The 25,054-nt window shown below is 72.3% G+C and carries 27 protein-coding genes; 7 read left to right on the top strand and 20 right to left on the bottom strand.

All coding sequences use genetic code 11. The features are described 5' to 3' along the window. Positions 1 to 21 precede the first annotated feature (21 nt). A complete protein-coding gene (locus ACLJQM_RS01660; protein WP_247025383.1) occupies positions 22 to 930 on the top strand; it encodes an HAD family hydrolase in 909 nt (302 codons plus the stop codon). Positions 931 to 946: 16 nt separating this feature from the next. Here ACLJQM_RS01660 and ACLJQM_RS01655 read toward each other — a convergent pair whose 3' ends face one another. The 5 genes from ACLJQM_RS01655 to ACLJQM_RS01635 form a co-directional block, all read right to left on the bottom strand. Then, positions 947 to 1,921: a lysophospholipid acyltransferase family protein gene (locus ACLJQM_RS01655; RefSeq protein WP_247015401.1), complete on the bottom strand. Its 975-nt coding sequence runs from the start codon at positions 1,919 to 1,921 to the stop codon at positions 947 to 949. A gap of 107 nt (positions 1,922 to 2,028) precedes the next feature. Continuing rightward, complete coding sequence (locus ACLJQM_RS01650) at positions 2,029 to 3,072, bottom strand: NAD-dependent epimerase/dehydratase family protein (RefSeq protein WP_247015403.1); 1,044 nt, start codon at positions 3,070 to 3,072, stop codon at positions 2,029 to 2,031. A 256-nt stretch (positions 3,073 to 3,328) separates the two neighbouring features. Beyond that, positions 3,329 to 3,430, bottom strand: coding sequence for a 30S ribosomal protein bS22 (locus tag ACLJQM_RS01645; RefSeq protein ID WP_007030867.1), 102 nt, complete (start codon positions 3,428 to 3,430; stop codon positions 3,329 to 3,331). A 155-nt stretch (positions 3,431 to 3,585) separates the two neighbouring features. Further along, positions 3,586 to 3,801: a helix-turn-helix domain-containing protein gene (locus tag ACLJQM_RS01640; protein ID WP_013222402.1), complete on the bottom strand. Its 216-nt coding sequence runs from the start codon at positions 3,799 to 3,801 to the stop codon at positions 3,586 to 3,588. A 182-nt stretch (positions 3,802 to 3,983) separates the two neighbouring features. Further along, positions 3,984 to 4,544, bottom strand: coding sequence for a carboxymuconolactone decarboxylase family protein (locus tag ACLJQM_RS01635; RefSeq protein ID WP_410629861.1), 561 nt, complete (start codon positions 4,542 to 4,544; stop codon positions 3,984 to 3,986). Positions 4,545 to 4,585: 41 nt separating this feature from the next. Between ACLJQM_RS01635 and ACLJQM_RS01630 the strand changes: the two genes are divergently transcribed. Continuing rightward, positions 4,586 to 4,912, top strand: coding sequence for a winged helix-turn-helix transcriptional regulator (locus ACLJQM_RS01630; RefSeq protein ID WP_410629859.1), 327 nt, complete (start codon positions 4,586 to 4,588; stop codon positions 4,910 to 4,912). On the opposite strand, the gene proC is transcribed toward ACLJQM_RS01630, so the two are convergent. The 8 genes from proC to ACLJQM_RS01590 form a co-directional block, all read right to left on the bottom strand. Beyond that, on the bottom strand, positions 4,900 to 5,709 hold the full coding sequence (gene proC, locus ACLJQM_RS01625) for a pyrroline-5-carboxylate reductase (protein ID WP_410629857.1): 810 nt from the start codon (positions 5,707 to 5,709) through the stop codon (positions 4,900 to 4,902). The two genes, ACLJQM_RS01630 and proC, sit on opposite strands and share 13 nt — an antisense overlap. Positions 5,710 to 5,892: 183 nt before the next feature. Beyond that, on the bottom strand, positions 5,893 to 6,720 hold the full coding sequence (locus tag ACLJQM_RS01620) for a thioesterase family protein (RefSeq protein ID WP_247015411.1): 828 nt from the start codon (positions 6,718 to 6,720) through the stop codon (positions 5,893 to 5,895). A 134-nt stretch (positions 6,721 to 6,854) separates the two neighbouring features. Then, the gene (locus ACLJQM_RS01615; protein ID WP_410629855.1) at positions 6,855 to 7,667 is read right to left on the bottom strand and encodes a sugar phosphate isomerase/epimerase family protein; all 813 of its coding nucleotides are present in this window, start codon (positions 7,665 to 7,667) and stop codon (positions 6,855 to 6,857) included. Positions 7,668 to 7,744: 77 nt separating this feature from the next. After that, positions 7,745 to 9,382 (bottom strand): hypothetical protein, encoded by a 1,638-nt coding sequence (locus ACLJQM_RS01610; protein WP_410629853.1) that lies wholly within the window; start codon positions 9,380 to 9,382, stop codon positions 7,745 to 7,747. A gap of 163 nt (positions 9,383 to 9,545) precedes the next feature. Then, a complete protein-coding gene (locus ACLJQM_RS01605; RefSeq protein ID WP_247015417.1) occupies positions 9,546 to 10,529 on the bottom strand; it encodes a Ppx/GppA phosphatase family protein in 984 nt (327 codons plus the stop codon). Positions 10,530 to 10,852: 323 nt separating this feature from the next. Continuing rightward, a complete protein-coding gene (locus tag ACLJQM_RS01600; RefSeq protein ID WP_003062718.1) occupies positions 10,853 to 11,542 on the bottom strand; it encodes a response regulator transcription factor in 690 nt (229 codons plus the stop codon). Further along, complete coding sequence (locus tag ACLJQM_RS01595) at positions 11,539 to 12,780, bottom strand: sensor histidine kinase (protein WP_410629851.1); 1,242 nt, start codon at positions 12,778 to 12,780, stop codon at positions 11,539 to 11,541. The genes ACLJQM_RS01600 and ACLJQM_RS01595 overlap by 4 nt, the downstream gene beginning before the upstream one ends. A gap of 146 nt (positions 12,781 to 12,926) precedes the next feature. After that, a complete protein-coding gene (locus tag ACLJQM_RS01590; protein ID WP_410629849.1) occupies positions 12,927 to 13,805 on the bottom strand; it encodes an oxidoreductase in 879 nt (292 codons plus the stop codon). 66 nt (positions 13,806 to 13,871) lie between these two features. Here ACLJQM_RS01590 and ACLJQM_RS01585 point away from each other — a divergent pair, with 66 nt between their 5' ends. Together ACLJQM_RS01585 and ACLJQM_RS01580 are read left to right on the top strand one after the other, a co-directional pair. Next, entirely contained in the window at positions 13,872 to 14,510 is a 639-nt protein-coding gene (locus tag ACLJQM_RS01585; protein WP_360767906.1) for a DNA-binding response regulator, read from the top strand. After that, entirely contained in the window at positions 14,507 to 15,391 is an 885-nt protein-coding gene (locus tag ACLJQM_RS01580; RefSeq protein ID WP_410629847.1) for a hypothetical protein, read from the top strand. The genes ACLJQM_RS01585 and ACLJQM_RS01580 overlap by 4 nt, the downstream gene beginning before the upstream one ends. Position 15,392: 1 nt before the next feature. Here ACLJQM_RS01580 and ACLJQM_RS01575 read toward each other — a convergent pair whose 3' ends face one another. From ACLJQM_RS01575 to ACLJQM_RS01545, 7 genes are all read right to left on the bottom strand, one after another. Next, complete coding sequence (locus ACLJQM_RS01575) at positions 15,393 to 16,142, bottom strand: phosphoglyceromutase (RefSeq protein WP_360767901.1); 750 nt, start codon at positions 16,140 to 16,142, stop codon at positions 15,393 to 15,395. 703 nt (positions 16,143 to 16,845) lie between these two features. After that, on the bottom strand, positions 16,846 to 17,703 hold the full coding sequence (locus ACLJQM_RS01570; protein ID WP_247015429.1) for a DUF4349 domain-containing protein: 858 nt from the start codon (positions 17,701 to 17,703) through the stop codon (positions 16,846 to 16,848). A 70-nt stretch (positions 17,704 to 17,773) separates the two neighbouring features. Next, positions 17,774 to 18,286 (bottom strand): YbjN domain-containing protein, encoded by a 513-nt coding sequence (locus tag ACLJQM_RS01565; protein ID WP_247015431.1) that lies wholly within the window; start codon positions 18,284 to 18,286, stop codon positions 17,774 to 17,776. Then, positions 18,283 to 19,587, bottom strand: a complete 1,305-nt coding sequence (gene mshA / locus ACLJQM_RS01560) for a D-inositol-3-phosphate glycosyltransferase (protein ID WP_410629844.1) — start codon at positions 19,585 to 19,587, stop codon at positions 18,283 to 18,285. Before mshA ends, ACLJQM_RS01565 begins: the two co-directional genes overlap by 4 nt. Before the next feature lie 22 nt (positions 19,588 to 19,609). After that, positions 19,610 to 20,425 (bottom strand): alpha/beta fold hydrolase, encoded by an 816-nt coding sequence (locus ACLJQM_RS01555; RefSeq protein ID WP_410629842.1) that lies wholly within the window; start codon positions 20,423 to 20,425, stop codon positions 19,610 to 19,612. Positions 20,426 to 20,428: 3 nt separating this feature from the next. After that, positions 20,429 to 21,604, bottom strand: coding sequence for a L,D-transpeptidase (locus tag ACLJQM_RS01550; RefSeq protein WP_410629840.1), 1,176 nt, complete (start codon positions 21,602 to 21,604; stop codon positions 20,429 to 20,431). Between the two features lie 225 nt (positions 21,605 to 21,829). Beyond that, positions 21,830 to 22,885: a UDP-N-acetylmuramate dehydrogenase gene (locus tag ACLJQM_RS01545; RefSeq protein ID WP_410629838.1), complete on the bottom strand. Its 1,056-nt coding sequence runs from the start codon at positions 22,883 to 22,885 to the stop codon at positions 21,830 to 21,832. A 24-nt stretch (positions 22,886 to 22,909) separates the two neighbouring features. Here ACLJQM_RS01545 and ACLJQM_RS01540 point away from each other — a divergent pair, with 24 nt between their 5' ends. From ACLJQM_RS01540 to ACLJQM_RS01530, 3 genes are all read left to right on the top strand, one after another. Continuing rightward, entirely contained in the window at positions 22,910 to 23,416 is a 507-nt protein-coding gene (locus ACLJQM_RS01540; protein ID WP_360767885.1) for a DUF2505 domain-containing protein, read from the top strand. Then, positions 23,395 to 24,195, top strand: a complete 801-nt coding sequence (locus ACLJQM_RS01535; RefSeq protein ID WP_360767882.1) for a class I SAM-dependent methyltransferase — start codon at positions 23,395 to 23,397, stop codon at positions 24,193 to 24,195. Before ACLJQM_RS01540 ends, ACLJQM_RS01535 begins: the two co-directional genes overlap by 22 nt. A gap of 63 nt (positions 24,196 to 24,258) precedes the next feature. Continuing rightward, a complete protein-coding gene (locus ACLJQM_RS01530) occupies positions 24,259 to 24,960 on the top strand; it encodes a DedA family protein (protein WP_410629835.1) in 702 nt (233 codons plus the stop codon). The last annotated feature ends 94 nt before the right edge of the window (positions 24,961 to 25,054 follow it).

Here is a 25,054-nt window from a genome sequence, read left to right as displayed (position 1 = left end):
CCGGACGTGGGCAGACGTGACGTGGAGGCGGTGTGCGTGTCAGCGTGGCGTGGCAGGGATAAGAGTCAGGAGCTGGAACGGCTCGCCGCGCTCGCGGGCGAGGCGTCGGCCGAGGCCGCCCACGCCCGAGTGGTTTCCGAACCCCCCTCGCCGCCCGCACCGCCGGACCTGACCGCGGCGGCGTTCTTCGACGTGGACAACACGATGATGATGGGCGCGTCGATCTTCTACTTCGCCCGCGGGCTCGCCGCGCGCAAGTTCTTCACCTCCGCCGACCTGGCCGGGTTCGTCTGGGGCCAGATCAAGTTCCGGCTCGGCGGCCGCGAGAACAAGGAAGACATCAAGACCCACCGCGAGCGCGCACTGTCCTTTGTGGCCGGCCGCACGGTGGCGGAGCTGACGTCGATCAGCGAAGAGATCTACGACGAGCTGATGGCGGACAAGATCTGGTCCGGCACCCGCGCGCTGGCCCAGATGCACCTGGACGCCGGCCAGCGCGTCTGGCTGGTCACGGCGACCCCGATCGAGCTGGCGGCGATCATCTCCCGCCGGCTCGGCCTCACCGGCGCGCTGGGCACGGTCGCGGAGACCCGTGACGGTGTCTACACGGGACGCTTGGTGGGCGACCTGCTGCACGGCCGCGCGAAGGCGCACGCGGTGCGGGCGCTGGCGTCCCGCGAAGGCCTGAACCTCAAGCGCTGCACGGCGTATTCGGACTCGGCCAACGACATCCCGATGCTGTCGGCGGTGGGCACGGCGGTGGCGGTCAACCCGGACGGCGGCCTGCGAGACGTGGCCCGCGCCCGCGGCTGGGAGATCCGCGACTTCCGCACCGGCCGCAAGGCGGCGAAGATCGGCGTGCCGTCAGTGCTGGGCGCGGGCGCTTTGGCGGGTGCGGTGGCGGCGGGCATGGCCTACCGCCGCCGCTGATCCCGGTGCAAGGTCGTCAGCCGCGGAAGACCGACTTCCGCTGGGAAAGGCGCTGGTACAGCGTCTGCTGGATCGACTCGCGGACCTGGTCGGTCAGCTGGAAGACCAGCATCGGGTCCTCCACCGCCTCCGGCTCGAACTCGTCGGTGCGGATCGGCTCGCCGAACTCGATGCTCCACTTCGTCGGCAGCGGGAGCGCGCCCAGCAGGCCGAAGTGCGGGAAGAGCGGCGTCACCGGGAAGTACGGCAGCCCGAACATCCGCGCGAGGATCTTGATGTCGCCCAGCTTCGGGTAGATCTCCTCGGCGCCGATCACCGACACCGGGATGATCGGCACGCCGGCGCGCAGCGCGGCCGACACGAAACCGCCGCGGCCGAAGCGCTGCAGCTTGTAGCGGGAGGAGAACGGCTTGCCGATGCCCTTGAAGCCCTCCGGCCACACCCCGACCAGCTCGCCCTTGCGCAGCAGGCGTTCGGCGTCCTCGTTGCAGGCCAGCGTCTGGCCGGACTTGCGCGCGAACGACCCCACCAGCGGCACCTGGAACACCAGGTCGGCGCCCAGTCCGCGCAGGTGACGGCCGCCGGTCTCGTCGTGGACCGCGACCGCCGTCATGAGCGAGTCGAGCGGCACCGTACCGGAGTGGTTGGACACCAGCAGCGCGCCGCCGGAGGCCGGGAGGTTCTCGACGCCGTGCGTCTCGACGCGGAACCAGTTCTTGTACAGCGCGCGCAGCGGCGGCAGGAACACCGCATCGGTCAGCTCGGCGTCGAAGCCGAACTCGTCGACCGTGTAGTCGCCGGTCAGCCGGTCGCGGATGAAGCCGAGCGCCGAGCGCGCGGCGGCCGAAAGGGGCTCCTCCGGGGATTCCTTCCCCGCGCCCGGGAAGGCGACGACCGGTGCGGCCGCCTCCTCACGGAGGTCCGCCGGGGCTCCCGGCTTCGCCCGGCCCGGTCCGTGCAGGGGGATGACCTGCGCCTCGGCACCGCCCACTGTCTCCGCCTCGCTTCCGAAGTCGTCCGAGTCGTGCGGTCTGCTGTGCCAAGCGGAGCTTCGCTCCGCGCCGGGGGCTCCGCCACCCGGACCCCCGAAGGGCCTGTTCACCGGCTCTGCCCCGTCGCAGCGGCGACGAGCACCTTCCCGGCCAGGCCCGCCAGCTTGGCGCCGTCGAGCACCGGCCGGAGCCCGCGTCCGACGATGTAGTCGTCGAACGCCTCTCGCGTGGTCCACCGCGGGGTGTACCCGAACTCGTTCTTCAGCTTCGTGATGTCGACGACCCGGCCGAAGTTCAGCAGCCGGACCTGGTCGGCGGAAAAGTCCACGACCCGCGCGCCGCGCAGGACCTTGCCGACCGACGGCACCACCGTCCGGGGCATCGGCAGCTCGACCCGGCCCGCTCGCCGGATCGCCTGCGACAGCGTGAGTACCCCGTCCGAGCCGACGTTGAAGACGCCGGGCCGGTCGGTGAGGGTCGCTCGTTCCAGCACGGCCAGCGCGTCCGAAGAGTGCAGCAGCTGGATGCGGGCGTCGTACCCGAAGACCGTCGGGACCACCGGCAGCGCGAAGTAGCGCGAAAGGACGGTGTCGGTCGACGGCCCGATGATGTTGGCGAAGCGGAACAGCGTCGTGGTGATGTCGGGGCGGCGGCGCACCAGGCCGCGCACGTAGCCCTCCATCTCGACGGCGTCCTTCGCGTACCCGCTGGTCGACGTCGGGATGAGCTCGGAGTCCTCGGTGAACACCGCCTGCGAGCGGGCGCCGGCGCCGTAGACCGCCGCGGTCGACTTGACGACCAGCTTGCGGACGAGCGGCGAGCGCTGGCACGCGGCGAGCAGCCGCATCGTGCCGATGACGTTGACTTCCTTGATCGCCGTGCGGCGGCCCGGGCCGGCCGGGTGCGCGGTGCAGGACGCGTGCACCACAGTGTCGACCCTGGCGGTGCTGATCACCTTGGCGATCAGCGGGTTCCGGATGTCCGCGCGGACGAACTCCGCGTGACCCATGCGCTGCAGGACCGTCTTGTCCGGCGGGACCGTGTCGACGCCGATGACCCGCTCGAAATCGGGGTTGTTGCCCAGCCGGGCGAGCAGTTTCCCGCCCAGTTCGCCGGCGACCCCGGTGACGAGCACGATGTTCGACGGCATGCGACTCCCTGCGGCGTAGGGCGTGGTGGGGGTGGACGATCACCCGAAGTGCGCGGGCCTGCACTCACTGGAAGCATCGCGCGGACACCATTGAGATGTTACCGCTCATCAGTGGTAGCTCAGGGGTGTCTTACGTGCTATTAACCGCTTTCCCCCGGAAAGCGACGAAGGCCTCACTCGAACGGGGGGAACCGGCCCACCACATGGACGTGGCCCGTCCAGAGACTGGACGGGCCACGGTCACGCTCGGCAGGGTTTACTTGCCGGCCTTACGACGCTGGACGCGCGTACGGCGAAGCAGCTTGCGGTGCTTCTTCTTCGACATGCGCTTGCGGCGCTTCTTGATCACAGAGCCCATGGGCGCTCCTTAGGTCGTCGTCGGTCACGCTGCCCGGCGCAGCGTCCAACGGGTGGAGCGCACAGGCACGAGCGGTTTTCCAGGTTACCCGTTACCCGGTGCGGGCCGGTCGGCGGGCACGTCGTAAGGCGACGTGCCGCCGGCCGCGGCGGGGATCACCCCACGTCGTAGTAAGCGCCCTGGAGGTACTCGTGCACTGCTTTTTCCGGCACCCGGAAGGACTTCCCGACCCTGACGGCGGGCAGCTCACCCGAGTGCACGAGACGGTAGACGGTCATCTTGGAGACCCGCATCAGCGTGGCCACTTCGGCGACCGTCAGGAACTGGACCTGCCCGACTGCCGGCAGATCCTCCTTCTTGTTCGGCGACATGTTTACCGCGTCCTTCGACACGTGTCGCGCCACGAGGCTTCCCCACCTGTGGTATCGACACGCACGTGCTCTATCGAGAGTAGCGGGACTGGTGGGACTAATGCGACGCCTGTCACCGAGATGGGCTCCTACCTGCGCTAACGCACAGGCGCCCGCGCGTGCAAGACCCGCGGAATCGCCCATTACGGCGAATCCGGACCCGTCGTGCCCGGTTCGAGGGGTAGCCGGAGCGCCCGGACGGTGAACGAAATCGCGTGGTACCAGCCGCAGACGAGCGTGAGGTCGAGCGCACCGGCTTCGCCGGCGGCGGCCACCAGCGCGGCCCAGGTCCCGTCGGCGAGGTCGTGGGTGGCGTGCAGCTCGTCGACGGCGGTCAGCACCGCGCGGTCCCCCGCGTCCCAGCAGCCGTCGGCCGGGCCGCCGGTGGCGAGCGAGCGGACCTGGGCGTCGTCGAGCCCGGCCTTCGCCGCGAAGGCCGCGATGTGCACGCCCCATTCGTAGCCGGCGCCGCACAACGCGGTCGTGCGGTCGATGACCAGCTCGCGCTGCCGGACGGTGAGCGCCGAGTCCCGCGAGAAGTAGTACCGCCCCCAGCCCGCGACGCCCTTGGCCAGCGCCGGGCGGCGGGCCCACACGCGGAACAGCGCGATCGGCGGGCCCAGCCGCTCGAGGGCTTCGGCGGTCTCGGCGTCGAAGGGCGGTTCGAGCGGGGCGATCCGCGGCTGCTTCGATTTCAGAGGCATAACCGGCAAGCTAACATCGGCGCTTCGGAAAGGAAAGCACGATGACCCCACTCCCGGGCCGCCCCGTCCGCGGCTCGACGACCGGCCGCCCGGTGATGGCGCTGCTCGACCTGCTCGGCCGCCGCTGGGCGCTGCGGATCCTCTGGGAGCTGCGCGACTCGGCGCTCACGTTCCGCGCGCTCCAGCAGCGCTGCGACGGCGTCTCGTCGAGCGTGCTGGCCACGCGGCTGCGCGAACTGGCCGAGGCGGACCTGGCCGACCACAGCGGCGACGGCTACGCGCTCACCGAGCAGGGCCGTTCACTGTTCGGGACGCTGGTCGAGCTGGACGCGTGGGCGTCCCGCTGGCGGCCGCGTCAGCCTTCGTGAGCCTTGCCCAGCGCCTCGGACCGGTCCTTCGCCGCTTCGATGGCGTCGAGCAGGGCCGCGCGCACACCGTGCTTCTCGAGCTCGCGGATGGCGTTGATGGTGGTGCCCGCGGGCGACGTCACGGCCTCGCGCAGCAGCACCGGGTGCTCCTCGGACTCGGCGAGCATCTTCGCCGCCCCGACGGCCGACTGGATGATCAGCTGGCCGGCCAGCGCACGCGGCAGGCCGAGCAGGATCCCGGCGTCGATCATGGCCTCGACCAGGAAGAAGAAGTAGGCGGGCCCGGACCCGGACAACGCCGTGACGGCGTCCTGCTGCCCCTCGGGCACCTCGACGACCTTCCCGACGTGCGAGAGCAGGTCCCGCACGACGGCGAGGTGCTCCGCGGTCGCGTACCGGCCGGCGGAGATGGCGCTCATGGCCTCGTTGACCAGCATCGGCGTGTTGGGCATGACCCGCACGACCGGCACCCCGTCGGCTAGCCGTCGCTCGTACAGCGACGTCGGCAGCCCCGCGCACAGCGACACGACGAGCGACGACGGCCCGAGCAGCGGCGCGAGCTCGTCGAGCACGGGCTCGATGTCCTGCGGCTTCACGGCGACGACCAGGATGTCGGCCTGCTTGGCGGCCTCCTCGACCTCGACGCCGCGGATCCCGTACCGCGCGGTGAGCTCTTCGACGCGCGCCGGGTACCGCTCGGTGAAGAGCAGGTCGCCCGGCTGGTGGCCGCCGTGCAGCAGCCCCGAGAGCAACGCCTCGCCGATCTTTCCCGCACCGAGCACCGCGATGACCGTCATGCGCTCAAGCGTGCCAAACCCGCCCCGGGCCGCCGGTGCCGGGGCGAGCTGCCGGTTCGAAAGGCCATGAACGACTCGTTCACCACGCCAGACGCCGTGAAAGGGGCGTTCATGACATCACCGCGCTCGACCGCTCGACCGCCGCTGGTGGGCCGGACCCGCCCGCCGCGGCTCCGGACGTCCTCAGCCGCCCGGGGCCGGGGCCAGACCCAGCTGCCGGGCCTGGCAGACCAGCCGGCCCTGCGAGTCCACCACCGTCGCGTCCGAGTCGAACCACGACTCGTGCACCGACCTCGACTCCACCACCACCCGCAGCCAGCCCGGGGCCGGGCGCGTGCGCAGCAGCGCCGTCAGCTGCACCGTCGGGGCCCAGCCGATGCGGCCCAGGTTCATCACCACCGGCGGGTTCACGTCCGACGCCAGCAGCGTGAAGTACGGGTCGACCAGGCTGTGCCGCGGGCGGACCCACAGCCGCATCCGGGGTGGCTCGTCCGTGCGGCCGGCCAGGTACCCCGCCGTCGCCGGGTCCAGGCGGACCTCGCAGCCCTTGGCCAGGTTGAACGGGCCCTCCGTGCTCTCCGCCATCGCGAGCGCGCCCGGGGGCGGCTCCACGGGCATCGCCGGGACGTCCGTCCACTCCGGGCGGCGCATCGGCAGCCGGCCGGTCGTCACGCGCGCCTCGACGCAGCTGCGGCCGCGCTGCTCCAGGCGGACCTCGACGACCGTCGCGCGGCGGCCGACCTTGCGGACGTCCGTGCGCAGCAGGACCGGGCCCAGCGCCGGCGCGTGCAGGAACTCCGCGCTGACGACGAGGGGCTCCGCGTGCGGCTCCCCGCGTTCGTGCAGGGCGGAGATCGCCGCCTTGGCCAGCAGGGCCAGCAGGAAACCCCCGTGCGGGTGCGAGCCGATGGCCCACTCCGCGCGCAGCACCGCGGTGAAGGTGCCGTCCCCCAGCGACCGCGCCGCACTCGCCGTGTCGAAGGACACGGCCGTGCCGTCCGATCCGCTCACGAACGCTCCGCGCCGAACGGGGAATCCGGAAAGGGGACGATCAACGCGGGCGACGGGTTCACGGTCCGAACTTTACGGGTTGAACGGGCGTAAACGGTGGCGGGAGTAGTCGTGTCCTGTCAGAACGTGCTCGTTCATTGCCCGAGGTGGAAACGCGCGAACAAAAGCGCCTCCGCCAGATCACGCACCCGCTGGGCCGGCGTGCCGGCGTGCCGGGTGTTGATCTCCAGCACGATCTGGCCGGCGAAACCGCTGCTGACCAGCTTCTCGAGGAGTTCGGCGCAGGGCTGGCCACCCCTTCCGGGTACCAGGTGTTCGTCCTTCGGGACGCCGGTGCCGTCCGCCAAGTGGACGTGCGTGAGGCCTTCACCCATTCGCTGCGCGAGCGCCAGCGTGTCCATTCCGGCTGCCGCTGTGTGGGACAGGTCGAGCGTGTAGTGCCGGAAGCCGACGTCCGTCGGATCGATCGACGGCCGGAATGCCGACACCCGGGAAGTGCGCGAACCGCCGGGCGGCCGCACCTTGAACATGTTTTCCACCGCGATTTCGACGCCGCTCGACTCTTCGAGCTCGTCGACGAGATCACCGAACGCGTCGCCGTAGCGGCGTTGCCAGCGAAACGGCGGGTGCACCACGACCGTGCGGGCGCCGAGTTCGAGCGCCGCGTCGACCGACATCCGCAGCCGGACCACCGGGTCCGGCGACCAGATCCGCTGCGTGATCAGCAGCGACGGCGAGTGGATCGACAGCACCGGCACCCCGGTGCGGCGTGACCAGCGCCGCAGCGCCGAGACGTCCTGGCTGACCGGGTCGGCCCAGACCATCACCTCGACGCCGTCGTAGCCGAGTTCGGCCGCCAGTTCGAAGGCCGCACCGGCTTTGAGGGGCCACACCGACGCCGTGCTCAGGCCGACCGGCACCGGCTTCTCGTCTGTCACGCGCGCCATCCTGCCTCGTCACCGAGGGCAGCCGGAGGCGCCGGGCCGGTAGGGGGACGCGGATCACCGCGTCCCCGCGGCGGATGTCAGCGGCCGACGAGCAGCAACGCGGCGGGCGACACCGTCACCACCAGGCCGACCAGCACGGCCAGCACGGTGGTCTGCAGGTCTTCGGCGCGGCGGATCTTCCGCACGATCCAGACCAGCGCGACGACCACCAGCAGCGCCGCGACCAGTGCCGCGGCCGGGATGTTCACCCACAGCCAGTTGAAGCCGAGCCAGACGGCGGCACCGCCGACCACGCCCATCGCCAGCTGGCCGGCCAGCGCGAGCCACGCCTTGCCGGGCGAGACGACGGCGGCCGGTTCCGGGGCGGGCTCGGGTGCGTCGTCGTACTCGTCGTCTTCGTAGCCTTCGCCCTGCTCGTAGGCGTAGTCGTCCTGCTCGAAGTCCGGGCCGTCGGCCGGGTAGCCGTCGGCGAACTCGCGCTCGTAGGGCTCGAGGTCGTCCGGGATCGGCGCGCGCGAGGCGCGGTCGCCGGGCGCGAACGGCATCGGCGGCGGGTACGCGCCCGTCGGCGGGCCGGCGTCGTAGGCGGCCTGGTAGCCGCTGCTCTCCGGCGCGAAGCCTTCGGGCTCGAAGTCGTCCTCGGGGTAGCCGTCGCCGGGGGCGTCGGTGGGCACCGCCGGCATCACGCCGATCTCGGTGTCCTCCATCTGCTCCTTCTGCCGGCGCTTGCGCCAGTTCGCGAGGCCGGGCGCGGAGGGCTCGTCACCCTTCTTCGACGGCGGCTCGTCGTCGGGCACCGCCGAGAACTGCTCGGTGTACGCCTCCTGCTGGGGCTGCGGACGGCGGCTCGGGGCCCGGCGCGGCCGGCCCGGCGCGGCCGGCGGCGTGGCGAACGTGCCGCTGGCCATCGGGCCGGGCGGGACGTCGATATCGGCGTCCGGGGTGCCGTTGAGCCCGTCCAGCCGGGCCGACAGCGGGCCGCCGGCCGGCGGCGGTGGTGCCGGGAGCTGCTGCGACGGCTGCGGCGGCGTCGGCAGCTGCTGGGACGGCTGCGGCGGGCCCGGCCGGCGGCGGACCGGCGGGACGGCCCCGCGGGTCTCCTCGGCGGCGGGCGGCGGGACCGGCAGCTGCTGCGACGGCTGCGGGGGCGGCGGCTGGCGCCGGGGCGCGCGCGGCGGCACCGGCAGCTGCGCGGACTCCGGCGGCCGCGGTGCCGCGGGCGGCGGCTCCGGCGGGGCCGGGCGGCTGAACTGGCCGGACTCCTGCGGCGGCCGGACGTACTGGCTCGACTCCGGTGGCGGGACCGGGCGCTGGTACTGGCCGGACTCGGCGCCACCGGGCGCGGGCCGTGCCGGGGGCGGCGGCACCGGCCGGGGCAGCGGCTGGGAGTCCTGCGGCACCGCGCGGGGCGCGGGCGGCGGCGGGGGCGGCGGTTCGGCGCGGCGGCGCCCGGTGGGACGGCCGGGGGGCGGCGGGGGCGGAGCGCCCTCCGAGGCCACCCGGTCGATGATCGCCTGCGGCCCGGTGTCGCTCACGCCCGGACGCCGGTGCGATCCGGTCACGCCCGGTGCGGCTTCGGGGGTGCCGGGTTCGTCGTCGTCATCGGCCGCGCGCCGACGACGGCGCCGGCCGCCGCCTTCGGCCTGGGCACCGTGCTGGGCGAGCAGCTCAGCCACGGTCTTCTGCGGCTGGTCGCCTCCGGTCTGGTCCGTCATACCTGGCATTCCCTCGCGCGCACCGAATTGTCACTGGCGGCACCTCGCGGGGAGGTCCCCGACGGCATTCCGGCGGCGCAGCGCGCGCTGTGCACCGACCTTCGCATCTCCGTCACCTCTCCACCGTGCCCGTTCTCCGTCCGGGAAGTCCAGCCGGGTGCTTTCACCGGTCCTCCTGTGCGCTGAAGCGCCCGGCGTGGGCGGCTCCAGTCTCATCCGCGCCGTTGGAATGGTCCAGCCGCCGCAGGATCACACCCTCTCGCAGAGCCCACGGGCAAATCTCGAGTTCCGGGACTCCGAGCGCCCGCATCGTGGCCTGCGCGACGAGCGCACCCGCCACCAGCTGGTGCGATCGGCCCGAGCTGACGCCCTCCAGGTGGGCCAGATCGGCCGAGGACATCCGCGAGATGAAGGCCAGGAGCTGGCGCAACGCGGTGTCCGTGAGCGTACGTCGCACGCGCGGGCCGGCCGCCGAAGGGGCGGCGCCGGTCAGCCGGGCGAGTGACCGGAAGGTCTTCGACGTGGCCACGACGCGGTCCGGTTCACCCCATTTGGCGACCTTGCGCGCGAGCTCGGTGAGCTGGTCGTCCAGCCACGCCGACGTCGCGACGAGCTCGGAGCGCGTCGGCGGGTCGTGCTTGAACCGGGTGCGCGTGGTCCGCCCGGCCCCGAGCGGCAGGGATTCGGCCAGCACGGGTTCTTCGTCACGGCCCATCGCGACCTCGAGCGAGCCGCCGCCGATGTCGAGCACGAGCAGCTGCCCGGCCGACCAGCCGTACCACCGGCGGACGGCGAGGAAGGTGTGCCGGGCTTCGTCGACCCCGGAGAGGACCTGCAGCTCGACGCCGGTCTTGTCGGCCACTCGGGCCAGCACCTTGGCGGAGTTCTTCGCTTCGCGGACCGCGGAGGTGGCGAAGGCCATCAGCTCTTCGCAGCCCAGCCGCGCGGCCGCGTCCTTGGCGGATTCGACGGCGGTCACGAGCTCGTCGGCCCCGGCTTTCGAGAGCTCCCCGCCGGGGGTGATCTGCTCGGCCAGCCGCAGCACGGACTTCTCGGAATGCATCGGGGTCGGGTGGGCGCCACGGTGGGCATCGACCACGAGCAGGTGGACGGTGTTGGAACCGACGTCGAGTACCCCTAGGCGCACGGGGGTCCAGGGTACCGGCCCCGGCGCCAGGTCTCGAACTTGTAACCGAAAACACTCGGTGCGGCTTCGTCCCGGCGCGCCTCCCGCCGGGACGAAGCCCCCCAAAAAGGATTTACGTCTCGAACTTGTAGCCCAGTCCGCGAACCGTCACCAAGGTGCCGCGGCGAGCCCGGGTCCGGTTCGATCTTCGAGCGCAGCCGCCGGCCGGACCGCGGCCGACCGTCCTCATCACTCCGCCGTCCGTGCCGAGCCCGGCGCGGCGCGGGAAAGGGCGCCCCCGCGGCACCGAAGCCACGAGAACGCCCTCCCGAGCGAACACCGGCTTACGTCTCGAACTTGTAGCCCAGTCCGCGAACCGTCACCAGGTGCCGCGGCGAGCCCGGGTCCGGTTCGATCTTCGAGCGCAGCCGCTTCACGTGGACGTCGAGCGTCTTCGTGTCGCCGACGTAGTCCGCGCCCCACACCCGGTCGATCAGCTGCCCGCGGGTCAGCACCCGGCCGACGTTGCGCAGCAGGTACTCGAGGAGGTCGAACTCCTTGAGCGGGAGCGACACCTCGGCGCCGTCGACGGTCACCACGTGCCGCTCGACGTCCATCCGCACCGGGCCCGCCGACAGCACCAGCGGGGCCAACTCCCCTTCCGAGCCCGGCTCGCCGCCGCGGCGCAGGACCGCCCGCACTCGCGCGATCAGCTCCCGCGCCGAGTACGGCTTGGTGACGTAGTCGTCCGCGCCCAGTTCCAGGCCGACGACCTTGTCGATCTCGCTGTCGCGCGCGGTCACCATGATCACCGGCACGGCCGAGCGCTGGCGCAGCTGCTTGCACACGTCGGTGCCGCTCATCCCGGGCAGCATCAGGTCGAGCAGCACGATGTCGGCGCCGTTGCGGTCGAACTCCTCCAGCGCGGCCTGGCCGGTGCCGGCCACGGCCGCGGTGAACCCTTCCTTGCGCAGCAGGAAGGCGAGGGGGTCGGCGAACGACTCCTCGTCCTCGACGATGAGAACCCTGGTCACAGGTTTCCTCCATGATCTGGGCTGTCCTGCCCGGTAACCACGAGCCTCTGGGTGCGCTCGGGGGTCTTCTCCTGCCGCGGTGCCGGCGAGGTCTTGGCGGCCCGCGCCGGCTCCGGCGCGGGCTCGGGGCTGACGTGCGCGGGGATGCGCAGGGTGAACGTCGAGCCGGTGCCCGGCCGGCTCCACAGCCCGACCGAGCCGCCGTGGTTGGCCGCGACGTGCTTGACGATCGCCAGGCCCAGCCCGGTGCCGCCGGTGGCGCGCGAGCGGGCCTTGTCGGCGCGGTAGAAGCGCTCGAACACCCGGGTCTGCTCGTCCTCGGGGATGCCGATGCCGCGGTCGGTGACGGCGACCTCGACCATCCCGTCGGCCAGCCGCCTGCTGATCGAGACCGGGCTGCCGGCCGGCGAGTACGCGACCGCGTTCTCCAGCAGGTTCGACAGCGCGGTGACCAGCAGCGTCCGGTCGCCCTCGATGAGCAGGCCGCTGGCGGTGTCGGTGGTGATGCGGATGTCGGCCGACTCGGCCGAGAGCGTGGTCCGGCCGAGCGCCTCGCGGACGACCGCGTCGACCTCGACGACGTTGAGGTCGGGCAGCCGTTCGGCGCCCTGCAGCCGCGACAGCGCGATCAGCTCGGTGACGAGCTGGCCGAGGCGGGTGGACTCGCGCAGGATCTTGCCGCCGAACCGGCGGACCTCTTCGACGTCCTCGGCGGCGTCGAGCACGGCCTCGGTGAGCAGCGCGATCGCGCCGACCGGGGTCTTGAGCTCGTGGCTGACGTTGGCGACGAAGTCGCGGCGCACGGCCTCCAGGCGGATGGCCTCGGAGTGGTCGACGGCCTCGACGACGGTGAAGCCGTCGCCGAGCGGCCGGACCTGGCCGAGCACCGCTTCCGGCTGGCGGCCGCGGGCCTCCAGCGGCGAAAGGTCGATCTCCAGCGGCTCGTCGGTCTCGACGACCTGCTCGGCGGCCTTGCGGGCCCGCGGGTCGGCCTGGTTGACCTTGACGAGACCCAGCTCGTAGGCGCGTGGGTTGTGCAGCACCATGTCGCCGAACCGGTTGAGCACGACGATGCCGTTGTTCGAGGAGCGGACCAGCCGTTCGAGGAGCTCGGCGACGGTCGGGCCCGGTGGCCGGGCTTCCTCCCGGCGGGAGCGGGCCCGCGCGAGGAGGTAGCCGGCCACCGCACCGGCCACCAGTGCGCCGATGGCCAGTGCGAGTGAAACAGGCGTGGTCACGGGCCGATCGTAAGCTGAGAAGTGGCCCTTCGGCCTAGCGTTGTCCGCCTTGTCGTGAGCACCGCGACACCTGCGGAGGACATGTTCGCCGGGGCTTCAGGCGGCGTTCACCCGATCGATTCCGCGGCGAGACATACCGGGTGAATTCACCCCTTCGCGTCGAGCGTCGCCAAATCGTCCGCGGTGAGCTCCAGCGCCGCCGCGGCGACGTTCTGCTCGAGGTGCGCGACGTCGCCGGTGCCGGGGATGGCGAGCACGTGCGGGCCCTGGTGCAGGGTCCACGCGAGGCGCACCTGCGCCGGGGTGGCGTCGTGCCGGCGCGCGACGGCGGCGACCCGCTCGTCCTCCCCCTGGCCGCTGGCGACGGCGAAGAACGGCACGAAGGCGATGCCGCGCTCGGCGCACATCCGGACGATCTCGTCGTCCTCCCGGCGGGCGGTGAGGCCGTACTGGTTCTGGACGCAGACGACCGGCGCGATCTCGAGGGCCTCGGTGAGGTGGTGCGGCGCGACGTTGGAGATGCCCAGCTCGCGGATGAGACCTTCCTCGCGCAGCTCGGCGAGCGCGCCGAAGCCGTCGGCGAGCGAGCCTTCCCCGCGGTCCAGGCCTTCGCCGATCCGGTAGTTGGCGACGTCGAGGTGGTCCAGCCCCAGCTCGCGGAGGTTCTCCTCGACCTGGGCCCGCAGCTGGTCCGGGCGGGCGGTGTAGAACGCGCCGGTGAAGTCGCGGCCCGGGCCGACCTTGGTCGTGATCGTCAGGTTCTCGTAGGGCGCGAGGGCGGTGTTGATCAACTCGTTGGCCGAGCGCGGGCCGGCGAAGTAGAAGACGGCGGTGTCGATGTGGTTGACGCCGAGCTCGACCGCGCGGCGCAGCACGGCGATCGCCGTCTCGCGGCTCCGGATGCCGCCGTCCGAAGTGGACATCAGGCGCATCGCGCCGAACCCGAGCCGGTTGACTTCGAAGGAGCCGAGCTTCCAGGTGCCCGCCGCGGCGGCGGGGGTGGTGGTGGTGGTGTTCGTGGTCATGGCTCCAGCGTCGCGATCCGGCCCGCGCACCGCCGGTTTTGGCATTTTGCTGCCAGACTGGAATGCGTGGAGAGAGTGAGTGACGTCGTCGTCGTGCGGGGCGAGGCCGAGCTGTTCGAGCGGACCCGGCACCTGTTCGCGACCGCGACGGAGATCTCGTGCGCGGCGCGGGACCTGCACACCTGGTCGGTGGCGCACCCGACGGCGCCCGAGCGCGAGCAGGCCGTGCGCGAGACGAACGTGCGCAAGATGTACCTGCCCGGCGTCCTGTTCGACCCGGCGCTGGCGGAGCACCTGCGGTTCATGACCACGCACGGCGCCCGCATCCGGATCACCGAGCGCGAGGTCAACGAGACGATCCTGCTGGACCGCCGGATCGCGATCGTGGCGGGCGACCACGTCGGCGGCGTCCGCAGCTACACCGTCGTCAGCAGCCCGGAGCTGGTCCAGGGCATCCAGTCGCTGTTCGAGGCGGCCTGGGCCGGCGGCACCGACCTCGAGTCCTACCAGGCCCGGTTCACCGAGCTGGGCGCGCGCGAGATCCTCGAGCAGCTGGCGTCCGGCTGCAAGGACGAGACGGCGGCCCGCACCCTCGGCGTGGGCCTGCGGACCTACCGGCGCCGGGTGGCGGAGCTGATGGACGTCCTGGGCGCGTCGTCGCGGTTCCAGGCCGGGGCGCGGGCCCGCGAAGCCGGACTCCTGTGAAGCGAGCTCTCCTGGCGCTCGTCCTGGTGACGTCGGCGTGCTCGTCGGCGATCCCCGGCACGGCCGTCCCGGTCCCGGGCGCGGGAAACCTCGCGCTGGTCGACGCCTCGGGCACGGGCGCGGCCCTCGACGCGGTGAAGACGGCCGCGGAGACGGTGTTCAGCTACGACTCCGCGAACCCGGCGGCCTTCGACCAGGCCGTCGCCGCGAACGTCACCGGCGCGGCGAAGGACCAGCTCACGGCGTTGTTCGACCAGATCAGGAAGAGCCCGCAGCCGGTCCACCTGGTCACGCGGGTGCGGGAGGCGGCCGCGGTGGAGTTCACCGGCGACCGGATCCGCGAACTGGCCGTGCTCCGGCAGGACAGCGGCGCCGCGCAGGGCCTGGCCACGGTCGCGGTCACCGCGACCCGGCAAGGCGGGCGCTGGCGGCTCACCGACCTCGCGATGGACCCGGCGCAACCGGCGCCGGCCGCGCAGCCGGACGACGGCAGCCCCGGCGGGGTGCGCGACTCGGCGCTGGCCGGCGCCCGCGCGGTGGCGGGCGCGCTCTTCACGACCGACAGCGGCGATCCCGAAGGCAGCTACGCGCGGGCCGAAGCCGTCCTCGCCGATCCGCTGCTGAGCGACTACCGCTCGAGGAAGGCGACCTACGTCGAGGCGATCCGCAAGGTGGGCACGAAGGTCGCGCTCGGCCCGAACCCGATGGCCGGGGTCCTCGCGATCGCCGGTGAACGGGCGGTCGTGCTGTTCTTCACGACGCTGCAGGTCACCGACACCACCGGGAAGGTGACCACCCGCCCCTTCACGGCCGAACTCGACGTCGTCCGCGAAGGGGCGAGCTGGAAGGCGACCGGCGTGCGGCCGGTCGTCTCGCCCTAGCTCAGCGGCCCTGGTTGGCGACCGCGGCGGCGGCCTCCTTGGCGGCCTCGGGGTCGAGGTACTCGCCGCCGGCCTTGACCGGCTTGAGGTCGTCGGTGAGGTCGTAGCGCAGCGGGATGCCGGTCGGGATGTTCAGGCCGGCGATGTCGGCGTCGGAGATCCCGTCGAGGTGCTTGACGAGCGCGCGCAGCGAGTTGCCGTGCGCGGCGACCAGCACGGTCTTGCCCGCGCGCAGGTCCGGCACGATCGCGGACTCCCAGTACGGCAGCAGCCGCTCGACGACGTCCTTGAGGCACTCGGTCAGCGGCGCGTCGTCGCCGAGGTCCGCGTACCGGGCGTCGCCGGCCTGGCTCCACTCGTCCTTCGGGTCGATCGCGGGCGGCGGGGTGTCGTAGGAGCGGCGCCAGAGCATGAACTGCTCCTCGCCGAACTCCGCGAGGGTCTGCTTCTTGTCCTTGCCCTGCAGCGCGCCGTAGTGGCGCTCGTTGAGCCGCCAGTCGCGCTTGACCGGGATCCAGTGCCGGTCGGCGGCGTCCAGCGCGATGTTCGCGGTGGCGATCGCGCGGCGCAGCAGCGAGGTGTGCACCACGTCCGGCAGCAGGCCGGCGCCGGCCAGCAGCGTGCCGCCCTGGCGGGCTTCGCCCTCACCCTGCTCCGACAGCGGCACGTCCACCCAGCCGGTGAACAGGTTTTCCGCGTTCCACGTGCTCTGCCCGTGGCGGAGCAGCACCAACGTCCCGAGTTCAGCCATGCGCCAAGCCTGCCAGAACCGTTTCGTGAATCCACCAGTGACCTCGACCTACGCAGAGTGTGTTACTCCTAAGTAACACCTCACTCTTCGACAAGGCGAAGTGCCAACAACGCGCAAATTCCGGGCAGCGAACTGCACACCGTTATCGCTCAGCGGCAAATTCACTCGAACGGACTAGTGAGTAGTCTTGTGATTACCCGTCGAGATCTGACAGGTTGACTACGTCCCGAGCGGCTGGATTCCACGCACTCCCCGGCCGCGTTCGGGCTTTGACCGCGGCTCGTCTCCCCCCTGCCGAGCCGCGGCCCGCCGGCCCCGTTGGCACCCCCCTCGTCACCGGGTCCTGATCGGCGGGAACTTCAGCGGGGCGGCTCGAGATCGCGACTCCCCCCTCCCTCGAGCCGTCCCGCCTGCCCGCTCACACTTCGGCCGGCTGCGGCTCGAGGCCGCGTCCCCACGCCCGTGGCGGACCAAGCCGCGCGGTTCCGGACGTCGTGAAAGACCCTTTCACCTCACCAAACGCGATGAACGGGTCTTTCATGACGTCGCAAGCGCGCCCGCTCAGACCTCGGTCGGCTCCCGTTCGAGGCCGCGTCCCACACCCGAGACGGACCGAGCTACGCAGCTCCGCACGTCATGAAAGACCCGTTCACCCCACCAAACGCAGTGAACGGGTCTTTCACGACGTTGCCGGCACGCCCGCTCAGACCTCGGTCGGCTCCGGTCGTGCCGCGCGGCGGCGCCGGTTCAGCCACCAGGCCGCCCAGGCCAGCGGGCCCACGATCAGCAAGAACGGCGCGATCGCACCCAGCACCGTCAGCAAGCCGCCGCCGAAGGTCAGGAACGCGTCCCAGCCGCCGGCCAGGCCGCCCAGGAACCCGCTGTGGTCCTCTTCGGCCGGTGGGGGCGCCGCCACGCTCCGGACGCTCATCGCCACCGTCGCCATCGCGACGCTGCCCGCCAGCGAGTTCTTCTGCTGCTCCAGCGATTCCAGCGTCGACTCGCGGCTGGTCAGCTCGCTCTCGACCGAAGCGATCTCCGACACCGAGGTCGCCCGCGCGAGCAGCGCGCGGATCCGCTCGACCGACGCCCGCTGCGTCTGCAGGCGCGCGTCGACGTCGACGACCTGCTCGGTCACGTCCTGCGTGTTCAGCTCCCGCTTCACCAGGCTCGAGCCCAGGTGCGAGAGCTGGTCGAGGGCGCCGTCGAGCTTGTCCGCCGGCACCGCGAGGGTGAGCGTCGCGTACTCCTCGCCGGTGCTCTCCTGCCCGGTGTAGCCGCCCGCGCCCTGCGCGATCCCGCGGGCCTGCGCGACGACGTCGGTGACCTTCGTCGCGGTCAGCTCCAGCCGGGCGCTGCGGGACAGCTTCCGGTCGGTGGCGCCGGCCTGCGGCGGTGTCACCTTCGATTCCGCCTTGCCGCCCGTCCCCTGCTTCGGGACGGCGGGCGCGACCCCGCCACTGTCCGCCGTGGACGATGCCCCGTTGCCCGCCGACGAGCAGCCGGCCAGCGCGAAGGCCACGGCCACGGCCGCGAGCCCCGCTCTCCATCGAGTCCGCATCCTGCTTCTCCCTCCAGTTTCGACTGGCGGTGAGACGGATGTCCGGTTCAAGGCCGTTGCACGGCCATGGTCACGACTCGGTCAAGCCCGGTTCGTGCGGCTGCGCGGGGGCGACGAGGTGCTTGAACGCCTGCAGGTTCGCCAGCGACTCGCCGCGGGAGACGCGCCAGTCCCACTCGCGCTTGATCGACGTCGCGAAGCCGATCTCCAGCAGCGTGTTGAAGTCGCCGTCGGCGGCCTCGAGGACCTGGCCGAGCACCTTGTCGAGCTCGTCGGCCGACATGGTCTCCTTGCCGAACCGGCCGACCAGGTAGATGTCCCCGAGACTGTCCACCGTGTAGTGCACGCCGTAGAGCTTCGCGTTGCGCTGCAACAGGAACCGGTAAACGTCCTCATGGGACTCATCGGGGCGGCGGCAGACGAAGGCCTCCACCGAAAACGCGTGGTCGCCGTCGACCAGCCACGCGTTGGTCTGGAGCTTCTTCGTGCCGGGCAGGGTGACGAAGTACTTGCCGGGACCGCGTTTGTCGTACTTCAGCTCCGCCGAGTCCAAAGTGGACTGGATCAGCTGGTCCAGGCTCACACCGCCACCTCCGCGCGCAAATCCAGCGCCTGCCGGAACGCGCTGGTGGCCTGAGCATAGATGTCGAGCAGCGCGTCCGTCGTGCGGCGCCAGGAGAACCGGCGCGCGTGCACGACGGCGTTCGCGCCCAGTTCGGCCCGCCGGTCCGGGCGCAGCGCGACCGCGGCCAGCGCGTCCGCCCACTCCTCGGCGCCGTGCCCGGGCACCAGCAGGCCGGACACGCCGTGCGGCACCGCCACCGGCAGCCCGCCGACCTCGGCCGCGACCACCGGCGTGCCGCAGGCCTGCGCCTCCAGCGCGACCAGGCCGAACGACTCGTTGTAGCTGGGCACCGCGACGACGTCGGCGGCGCGGAAGACGCGGGCGAGGCGCTCGCCCGGTTGCGGCGGCAGGAACCGGACCTGCGCCTCGATGCCCAGCGAAGCGGCCAGCTCACGCAGGGCCTGCGGCTGTTCCAGCCCGGTGCCCGACGGCCCGCCGACGATCAGCACGACCAGGCGCGAAGCCAGCTCGGGGCGGCGGCGCAGCATCGCGGCGGCGGCGTGCAGCAGCACGTCCGGCGCCTTGAGCGGCTGGATGCGGCCGGCGAAGGCGAGCACGACGTCGTCCGCGGCGAGTCCCAGTTCCGCGCGGGCGAGGGACTGGGAGCCCGGCGTGAAGCGTTCGAGGTCGACGCCCGGCGGCACGGCGTGCACCGCGTGTGGCTCGGCGTCGTAGAGGTCGATGAGCTGGCGCGCCTCGACCGCGGTGTTGGCGACCAGCCGGTCGGCCTCGGCGACCACCTGTTCCTCGCCGATCACGCGGGTGCGCGGCTCGGGCTTGTCGCCCTCGGCGAGCGCGGCGTTCTTCACCTTCGCCAGCGTGTGCGCGGTGTGCACCAGCGGGACCGACCAGCGGTCGCGGGCGAGCCAGCCGACCTGGCCCGAGAGCCAGTAGTGCGAGTGGATGAGGTCGTAGTGGCCGGGCTCGTGGAACGCCTCGGTCCGCAGCACGCCGGAGGTGAACGCGCACAGCTGCGCGGGCAGCTCGTCCCGGCCCAGCGGCTCGAACGGCCCCGCCTGCACGTGCCGCACGGTCACCCCGGGCGCCAGCTCGGCCACCGGCGGCTGGTCGGACGCGGTCGCGCGGGTGAAGACCTCGACCTCGACGCCGCGGCGGGCCATCTCGATCGAGGTCTGGCTGACGTAGACGTTCATCCCGCCCGCGTCGCCGGTGCCGGGCTGTTCGAGCGGTGAGGTGTGGACGGACAGCACCGCTATCCGGCGCGGCGCAGCCCGGAACCCCCGGTGAGAGCTGGTCACGTGGTCACGTCTCCTGCGTACTTCAGCATTCCTCGGCGAATTGCCGCAGCACCGCGTCGAACTCGGCCGCGGACTCGGCGAAGGGCGCATGCCCCCCGTCAGCGAACCAACGCCCGAGGGCACCCGGAATCTTCCCGAGTGCGTGTTCGGCTACCGAGGGTTCGATCACGCGGTCGGCCGTTCCGTGCGCCACCAGAGCCGGTTTGTCCACCGTGACCAGCACTTCCTCGCTGCCGATGTCCCGGCGGAAGAGCGCCGAACGAACGGCGGGGGGCACGCAGAGAGACGCCCCGAGCATGGCCTGGACCTGCGCGCCGGGCACCGGGCCGGCGGCCATCCCGCGGCAGAACTCGGTGAGCGCCGGGACCGCGGTGTCCGGATCGTCCGAAAGCATCGCCCGCATGTGCTCGCGCATCAGCGGTCCGACGCGCCCGCCCGGCCGGTCGCGGCCGATCTCGGTGATGGCCCCGACGAGCACGAGGCCGCCCAGCCGTGCGGTGCCGTGCACGCGGATGTGGTCCACGAGCACCAGGCCGCCGTAGGACCAGCCGACGACGATCGCGTCCGGCCCCGCGAAGTCGAGCACCGCGGCGAGGTCGTCGGCCCAGACGAGTGGGTCGTCGTAGCCCGAGGTGGGGACGTCGGAGGCGCCGTGGCCCCGCAGGTCCACCGCGACCAGCCGGAAGCGCTCGGTCAGCGCGGGGTCGGCCAGCTGCGCCGCCCAGCAGTCCGCCGACTGCGCCCAGCCGTGCACGAACACGATCGGCCTGCTGTTCTCGGCTCCCTCGACCCGCAGGCCGAGCCGGACCCCGCCGTGCCCGACGACTTCGGTGCGCACGGGTTACTTCGCACCCAGCCCTTGCCAGGCCGCCCAGCTGTAGTTCCAGTCCTTGACGTCGGAGTTCATCGGCGGCGACAGCTTCGAGCCGGTGATCTCGACCGGGTCGCCGACGATGGCCGAGTCGAAGTAGTCCTTGGCGTCGGCTTCGAGCAGGTTGACGCAGCCGTGGGAGTTGTTGTTCTTCCCGATGTTGGCCGCGTTGTCCTGGTTCTCGTGGATGAACTCGCCGTGGTTGGAGAACCGGCAGGCCCACTTCTTGTTGACGTTCGTGTAGCCGTAGCGGGCGTTGTCGAAGATCGCCGACGGCTCCCGGCTCATGATGATGTAGGTGCCGTTCGGGGTGTTGCGGTCGACCTCGGCGTCCAGCCCGTTCGCGCACGGGTAGCTCTTGACCTGCGAGCCGCCGCGGTAGACGTGCATCTGGTGCTCGGGCGTGCTGATCTTGACGACCTGGTTGCGGCCGATCTTGAACTTCGTGGTGACGTCGGCCTTGCCGTACGCGCCGCCGCCGAGCTCGACGCCGTAGAGCTTCGCCTCGACGCTCACGGTGATGTTCTGCGGCCAGTACTCCTTCGGCCGGTAGTCGACCTGGCTGTCCGACAGCCAGCCCCAGGCGCCTTCGACGTCCTTGTCCGTCTTCACGGACAGGGCCTTCTCGACGGCCGCGCGGTCCTTGACCGGCGACGCGAACTTGACGCTGATCGGCATGGCCACGCCGACCGTCTGGTTGTCGGCCGGGTTGAGGGTGGCGCGGACCTGCTTGGCCGGGCTGATCGTGGTGAACGTGCCGGCGAGCTCGGCCGGCTTGCCGTCGGAGCCGGTGGCCTTGGCCGCGTAGGTGTAGGTCTTGCCGTAGCCGAGCGGCTCGGAGCTGGTCCAGGTGAGCCCGTCGGGCGCGGTGTCGCCCTTGACGGCCTTGCCGCCCTCGGCGGTCACCTTGCACTCGGTGAGCTTGCCGTCGGCGACCTTGATCACCACGGGCTTGAGCACCGCGGCGTCCTTGGCGCCGACCGCCGGCTCGGCCGTGATCTTCGCCACGGGCTGCGCGCTCTCCCCGTCGGCGCCCGCCGCCCCGGTGGGCAGCGCGGTGCCGTCGTTCGTGCTCGAACACGCCGCGGCCACGAGTGCGGCCCCCGCCGCGAGCGCGGCTTTGAAGACCGTGCGCCGTCCGATCACCGAAAACCTCCTGTGTCATGCGGGGGCCGGCCCCCGCACCCCAGCCGTGGGGGCGCTGCCCCCCGGTCCCCCCGAAGCCGTCGTCCCCGCCGACCAGCGAGTCCAAGCCCTTAGCGCTGGTGGCACGTCCGACGTTACCCGCCGAAAGGTAAAAACCATCCGATCAGGTAGCTACGCCTTTGTCGACAAAGACGTCTCATCCACGTCCAGGTTGCCCGGTTCGGCTCAAATGACGCAGTTGATCAGCAGCGGCTCGGGGTGGAGCCGGACGCCGAAGCGCTGTTCGACACCGTCCCGCACCTCCCCGGCCAGCGCCAACAGGTCTTCGGTCGACGCGCCGCCGCGGTTGGTCAGCGCGAGGGTGTGCTTCGTCGACAGCGAGACGCGGTTCCCCGGTCCGGGGTACCCCTTGGCGAAGCCGGCGCGCTCGATCAGCCAGGCCGCCGACAGCTTCGTGCCGCCGTCGGCCGGGTACTGCGGGACCGCCGAACCGACCGCCGCCGTGATCCGCTCGATGACCGCTTCCGCTTCGGCGCCCGGGACGATCGGGTTGGTGAAGAACGAGCCCGCGCTCCACGTGTCGTGGTCGGCCGGGTCGAGCACCATGCCCTTGCCGCGGCGCAGGCCGAGCACGGCTTCCCGCGCCTCGGCGGCCGGGACCCGGGCCCCGGTCTCGACGCCCAGGGTGCGCGCCAGCTCGGCGTAGCGGATGGGCGCGGAGAGGCCGTCTTCGCGGACCTCGAAGCGGACCGAGAGGACGACGCCGGTGTCGGTGCCCTTGAGGACGCTGGTGCGGTAGGCGAAGCCGAGCTCGTCGGCTTTGAGCGTGCGCACCTCGCGCGTCACGCGGTCGTACAGCTCGACCGAGACGATCGACTCGGCGACTTCGCAGCCGTACGCGCCGACGTTCTGGATCGGCGTCGCGCCGACGCTGCCGGGGATGCCCGACAGGCACTCGAGCCCGCCCAGGCCGGCCTCGACCAGCCCGGCGACGAAGGCGTCCCAGTTCTGGCCGGCCTCGACGTCGACGAAGTCACCGTCGCGGCGCCAGCCGGTGTTCGCCACCTCGACCAGCGTGCCGTCGAACCCCGCGTCGGCGACCACCAGGTTGGAGCCGCCGCCGAGCAGCAGGACCGGCTCGCCCGCCGCGTCGGCGTCGCGGACGGCCTCGACGAGTTCTTCGCTGGTCACGGCGGTGGCGAACCGGCGGGCGGGGCCGCCGAGGCGCAGGGTGGTGTACGCCGAGAGCTGCGGGAGCGCGGGAGTCGGGGCGGTGTTCACCCGTCTGACGGTACTGTCCGGCTCATGGGATCCCGGATCGAGCACCGTGCTGAGTTCGCCGCCGACGTGGCCGCCGTCTACGCCGCGGTGTCCGGCGAGGACGCGCTGCGGGCCCGGCTGGCGGAGCTCGGCGGGCACGACGCCGAACTGCTGTCGTACGACGTTTCCGACACCGGCCTGACCTACCGGCTGCGGCAGGGCATCAGCGCGGACAAGCTGCCGTCGGCGGTGCGGACGCTGCACAAGGGCGACCTGATCGTGACCCGGACGCAGACCTGGCGCGTGAGCAACGACGGCACCGGCCACCAGGGCCAGGCGTCGGTCGAGGTCGGCGGGGTCCCGGGCGAGATCGCCGCGCGGACGGCGGTGCTGGCCAACGGCGACACGACCGTGCTGCGGACGAGCGGCGAGGTGACGGTCCGGATCCCGCTGTTCGGCGGAAAGCTGGAGAGCGTGATCGCCGAGCAGGTCACGAAGCTGCTGGAGCACGAAGCCGAATTCACCGCGAAGTGGCTGGCCGGGGCCGCCTGAGCCCGGTCGGCGCGCCGACCCGCGGCACGACGAACCCGAACCGCCTGCGCCGGGTCGACCGGTGGATCGCGTCGGCGCCGGCCACGACCCGGCTGCTGCGCGCGGCCCCGGACCCGCTGGTCGTCGACCTCGGCTACGGCGCTTCCCCGGTGACGACGGTCGAGCTGGCCCGCTGGGTGCGGCGGGTCCGGCCGGACGTCCGGGTGCTCGGCCTGGAGCTGGACCCGGTGCGCGTCGCGGCCGCGTTGCCCGCCGCGGCACCGCCGCTGCTGGACTTCCGCCGGGGCGGGTTCGAGCTGGCCGGCACCCGGCCGACGCTGGTGCGCGCGTTCAACGTGCTGCGGCAGTACGCGGAGGACGAGGTCGCGGGCGCGTGGGAGCTGGTGCTGGCCTCGATGGCGCCCGGCGGCCTGCTGGTCGAGGGCACCTGCGACGAGATCGGGCGGCTGTCGACGTGGGTGCTGGTGTCGTCGGCCGGGCCGGTCTCCCTGACGCTTTCGCTGCGGCTGGCCGGGCTCGACCGGCCCTCGACCATCGCCGAACGGCTGCCGAAGGCGCTGATCCACCGGAACGTGCCGGGCGAGCGGGTGCACGCGCTGCTGTCGGCGCTGGACACCTGCTGGGCGACGGCGGCGCCGCACCAGGCGTTCGGGGTCCGCTCGCGGTGGCTGGAGGCGGTCCGGCTGCTGGCCGCGCGCGGCTGGCCGGTGCTCGGGCCGCCGTCCCGGATCCGGCTGGGCGAGCTGACCGTGCCGTGGGATTCGGTCGCCCCCGCCTGAACGTTCACCGGGGCACCCCCGCTGCGTCACCCCGAAGTGACCTGCGGTGATCACCATTGAGCCGTGGAACTCCTGGGGCAGGTCACCGAGCTGCTGCGCGGCACGCTCGGCTCGCCGTGGCTGTGGGTGGTCGTCTTCGCGGTGTCCGGGTTGGACGCTCTGCTGCCGTTCATGCCCAGCGAAACGACCGTCGTCACCGTCGCCGTCCTGCTCGGGCCCGATCCCGCGCAGCTGACCGCGCTCGCCGCGGTCGCGGCCGGCGGGGCGTGGGCGGGTGACTGCCTCGGGTACGCCGTCGGGCGGTCCGCGGGGCCGCGGGCCGTCGCGTGGCTGCAGCGCGGACCAGAGGGGCAACGCCGCTACGGGTGGGCGCGCGACCAGGTCCGGCGCAACGGCGGGCTGCTCATCATCGCCGCCCGCTACCTGCCCGGCGGGCGCGTCGCCAGCTCGCTCGCGAACGGCAGCCTGGGCTACCCGCTGCCGCGGTTCGTCGTGCTCGACCTCGCCGGTGCCGCGATCTGGGCGGTCTACAGCGTGCTGATCGGCCTGGCCGGCGGCGCCGCGTTCGCCGACGAGCCGGGCAAGGGCCTGCTGCTGTCGTTCAGCCTCGGCCTGGGCCTGGTCTTCGCCATCGAAGCCGGCCGGCGGCTACGGTCGGCCCACGCTCGAAGCGATCGACGTCCACGCCGAGGCGCTGAAGCGGGCGGCGCTGCGGGCCGGTCCGGCGGCCCCGGCGCCGAACTGTCCGAAGTGGACTGTCCATGACCTGGTGGACCCGGCGCCGACGTCCACCGCGTGCGCCGGGCGTCCGTCACGGACGACCTGGCACCACTCGCGGCGCCCTGACCAGCGCGAGGGA

The organism is Amycolatopsis sp. cmx-4-83 (genome assembly GCF_046548815.1).
GTDB lineage: Bacteria > Actinomycetota > Actinomycetes > Mycobacteriales > Pseudonocardiaceae > Amycolatopsis > Amycolatopsis pretoriensis_A.
This window is presented reverse-complemented; position numbering and strand designations above follow the sequence as displayed.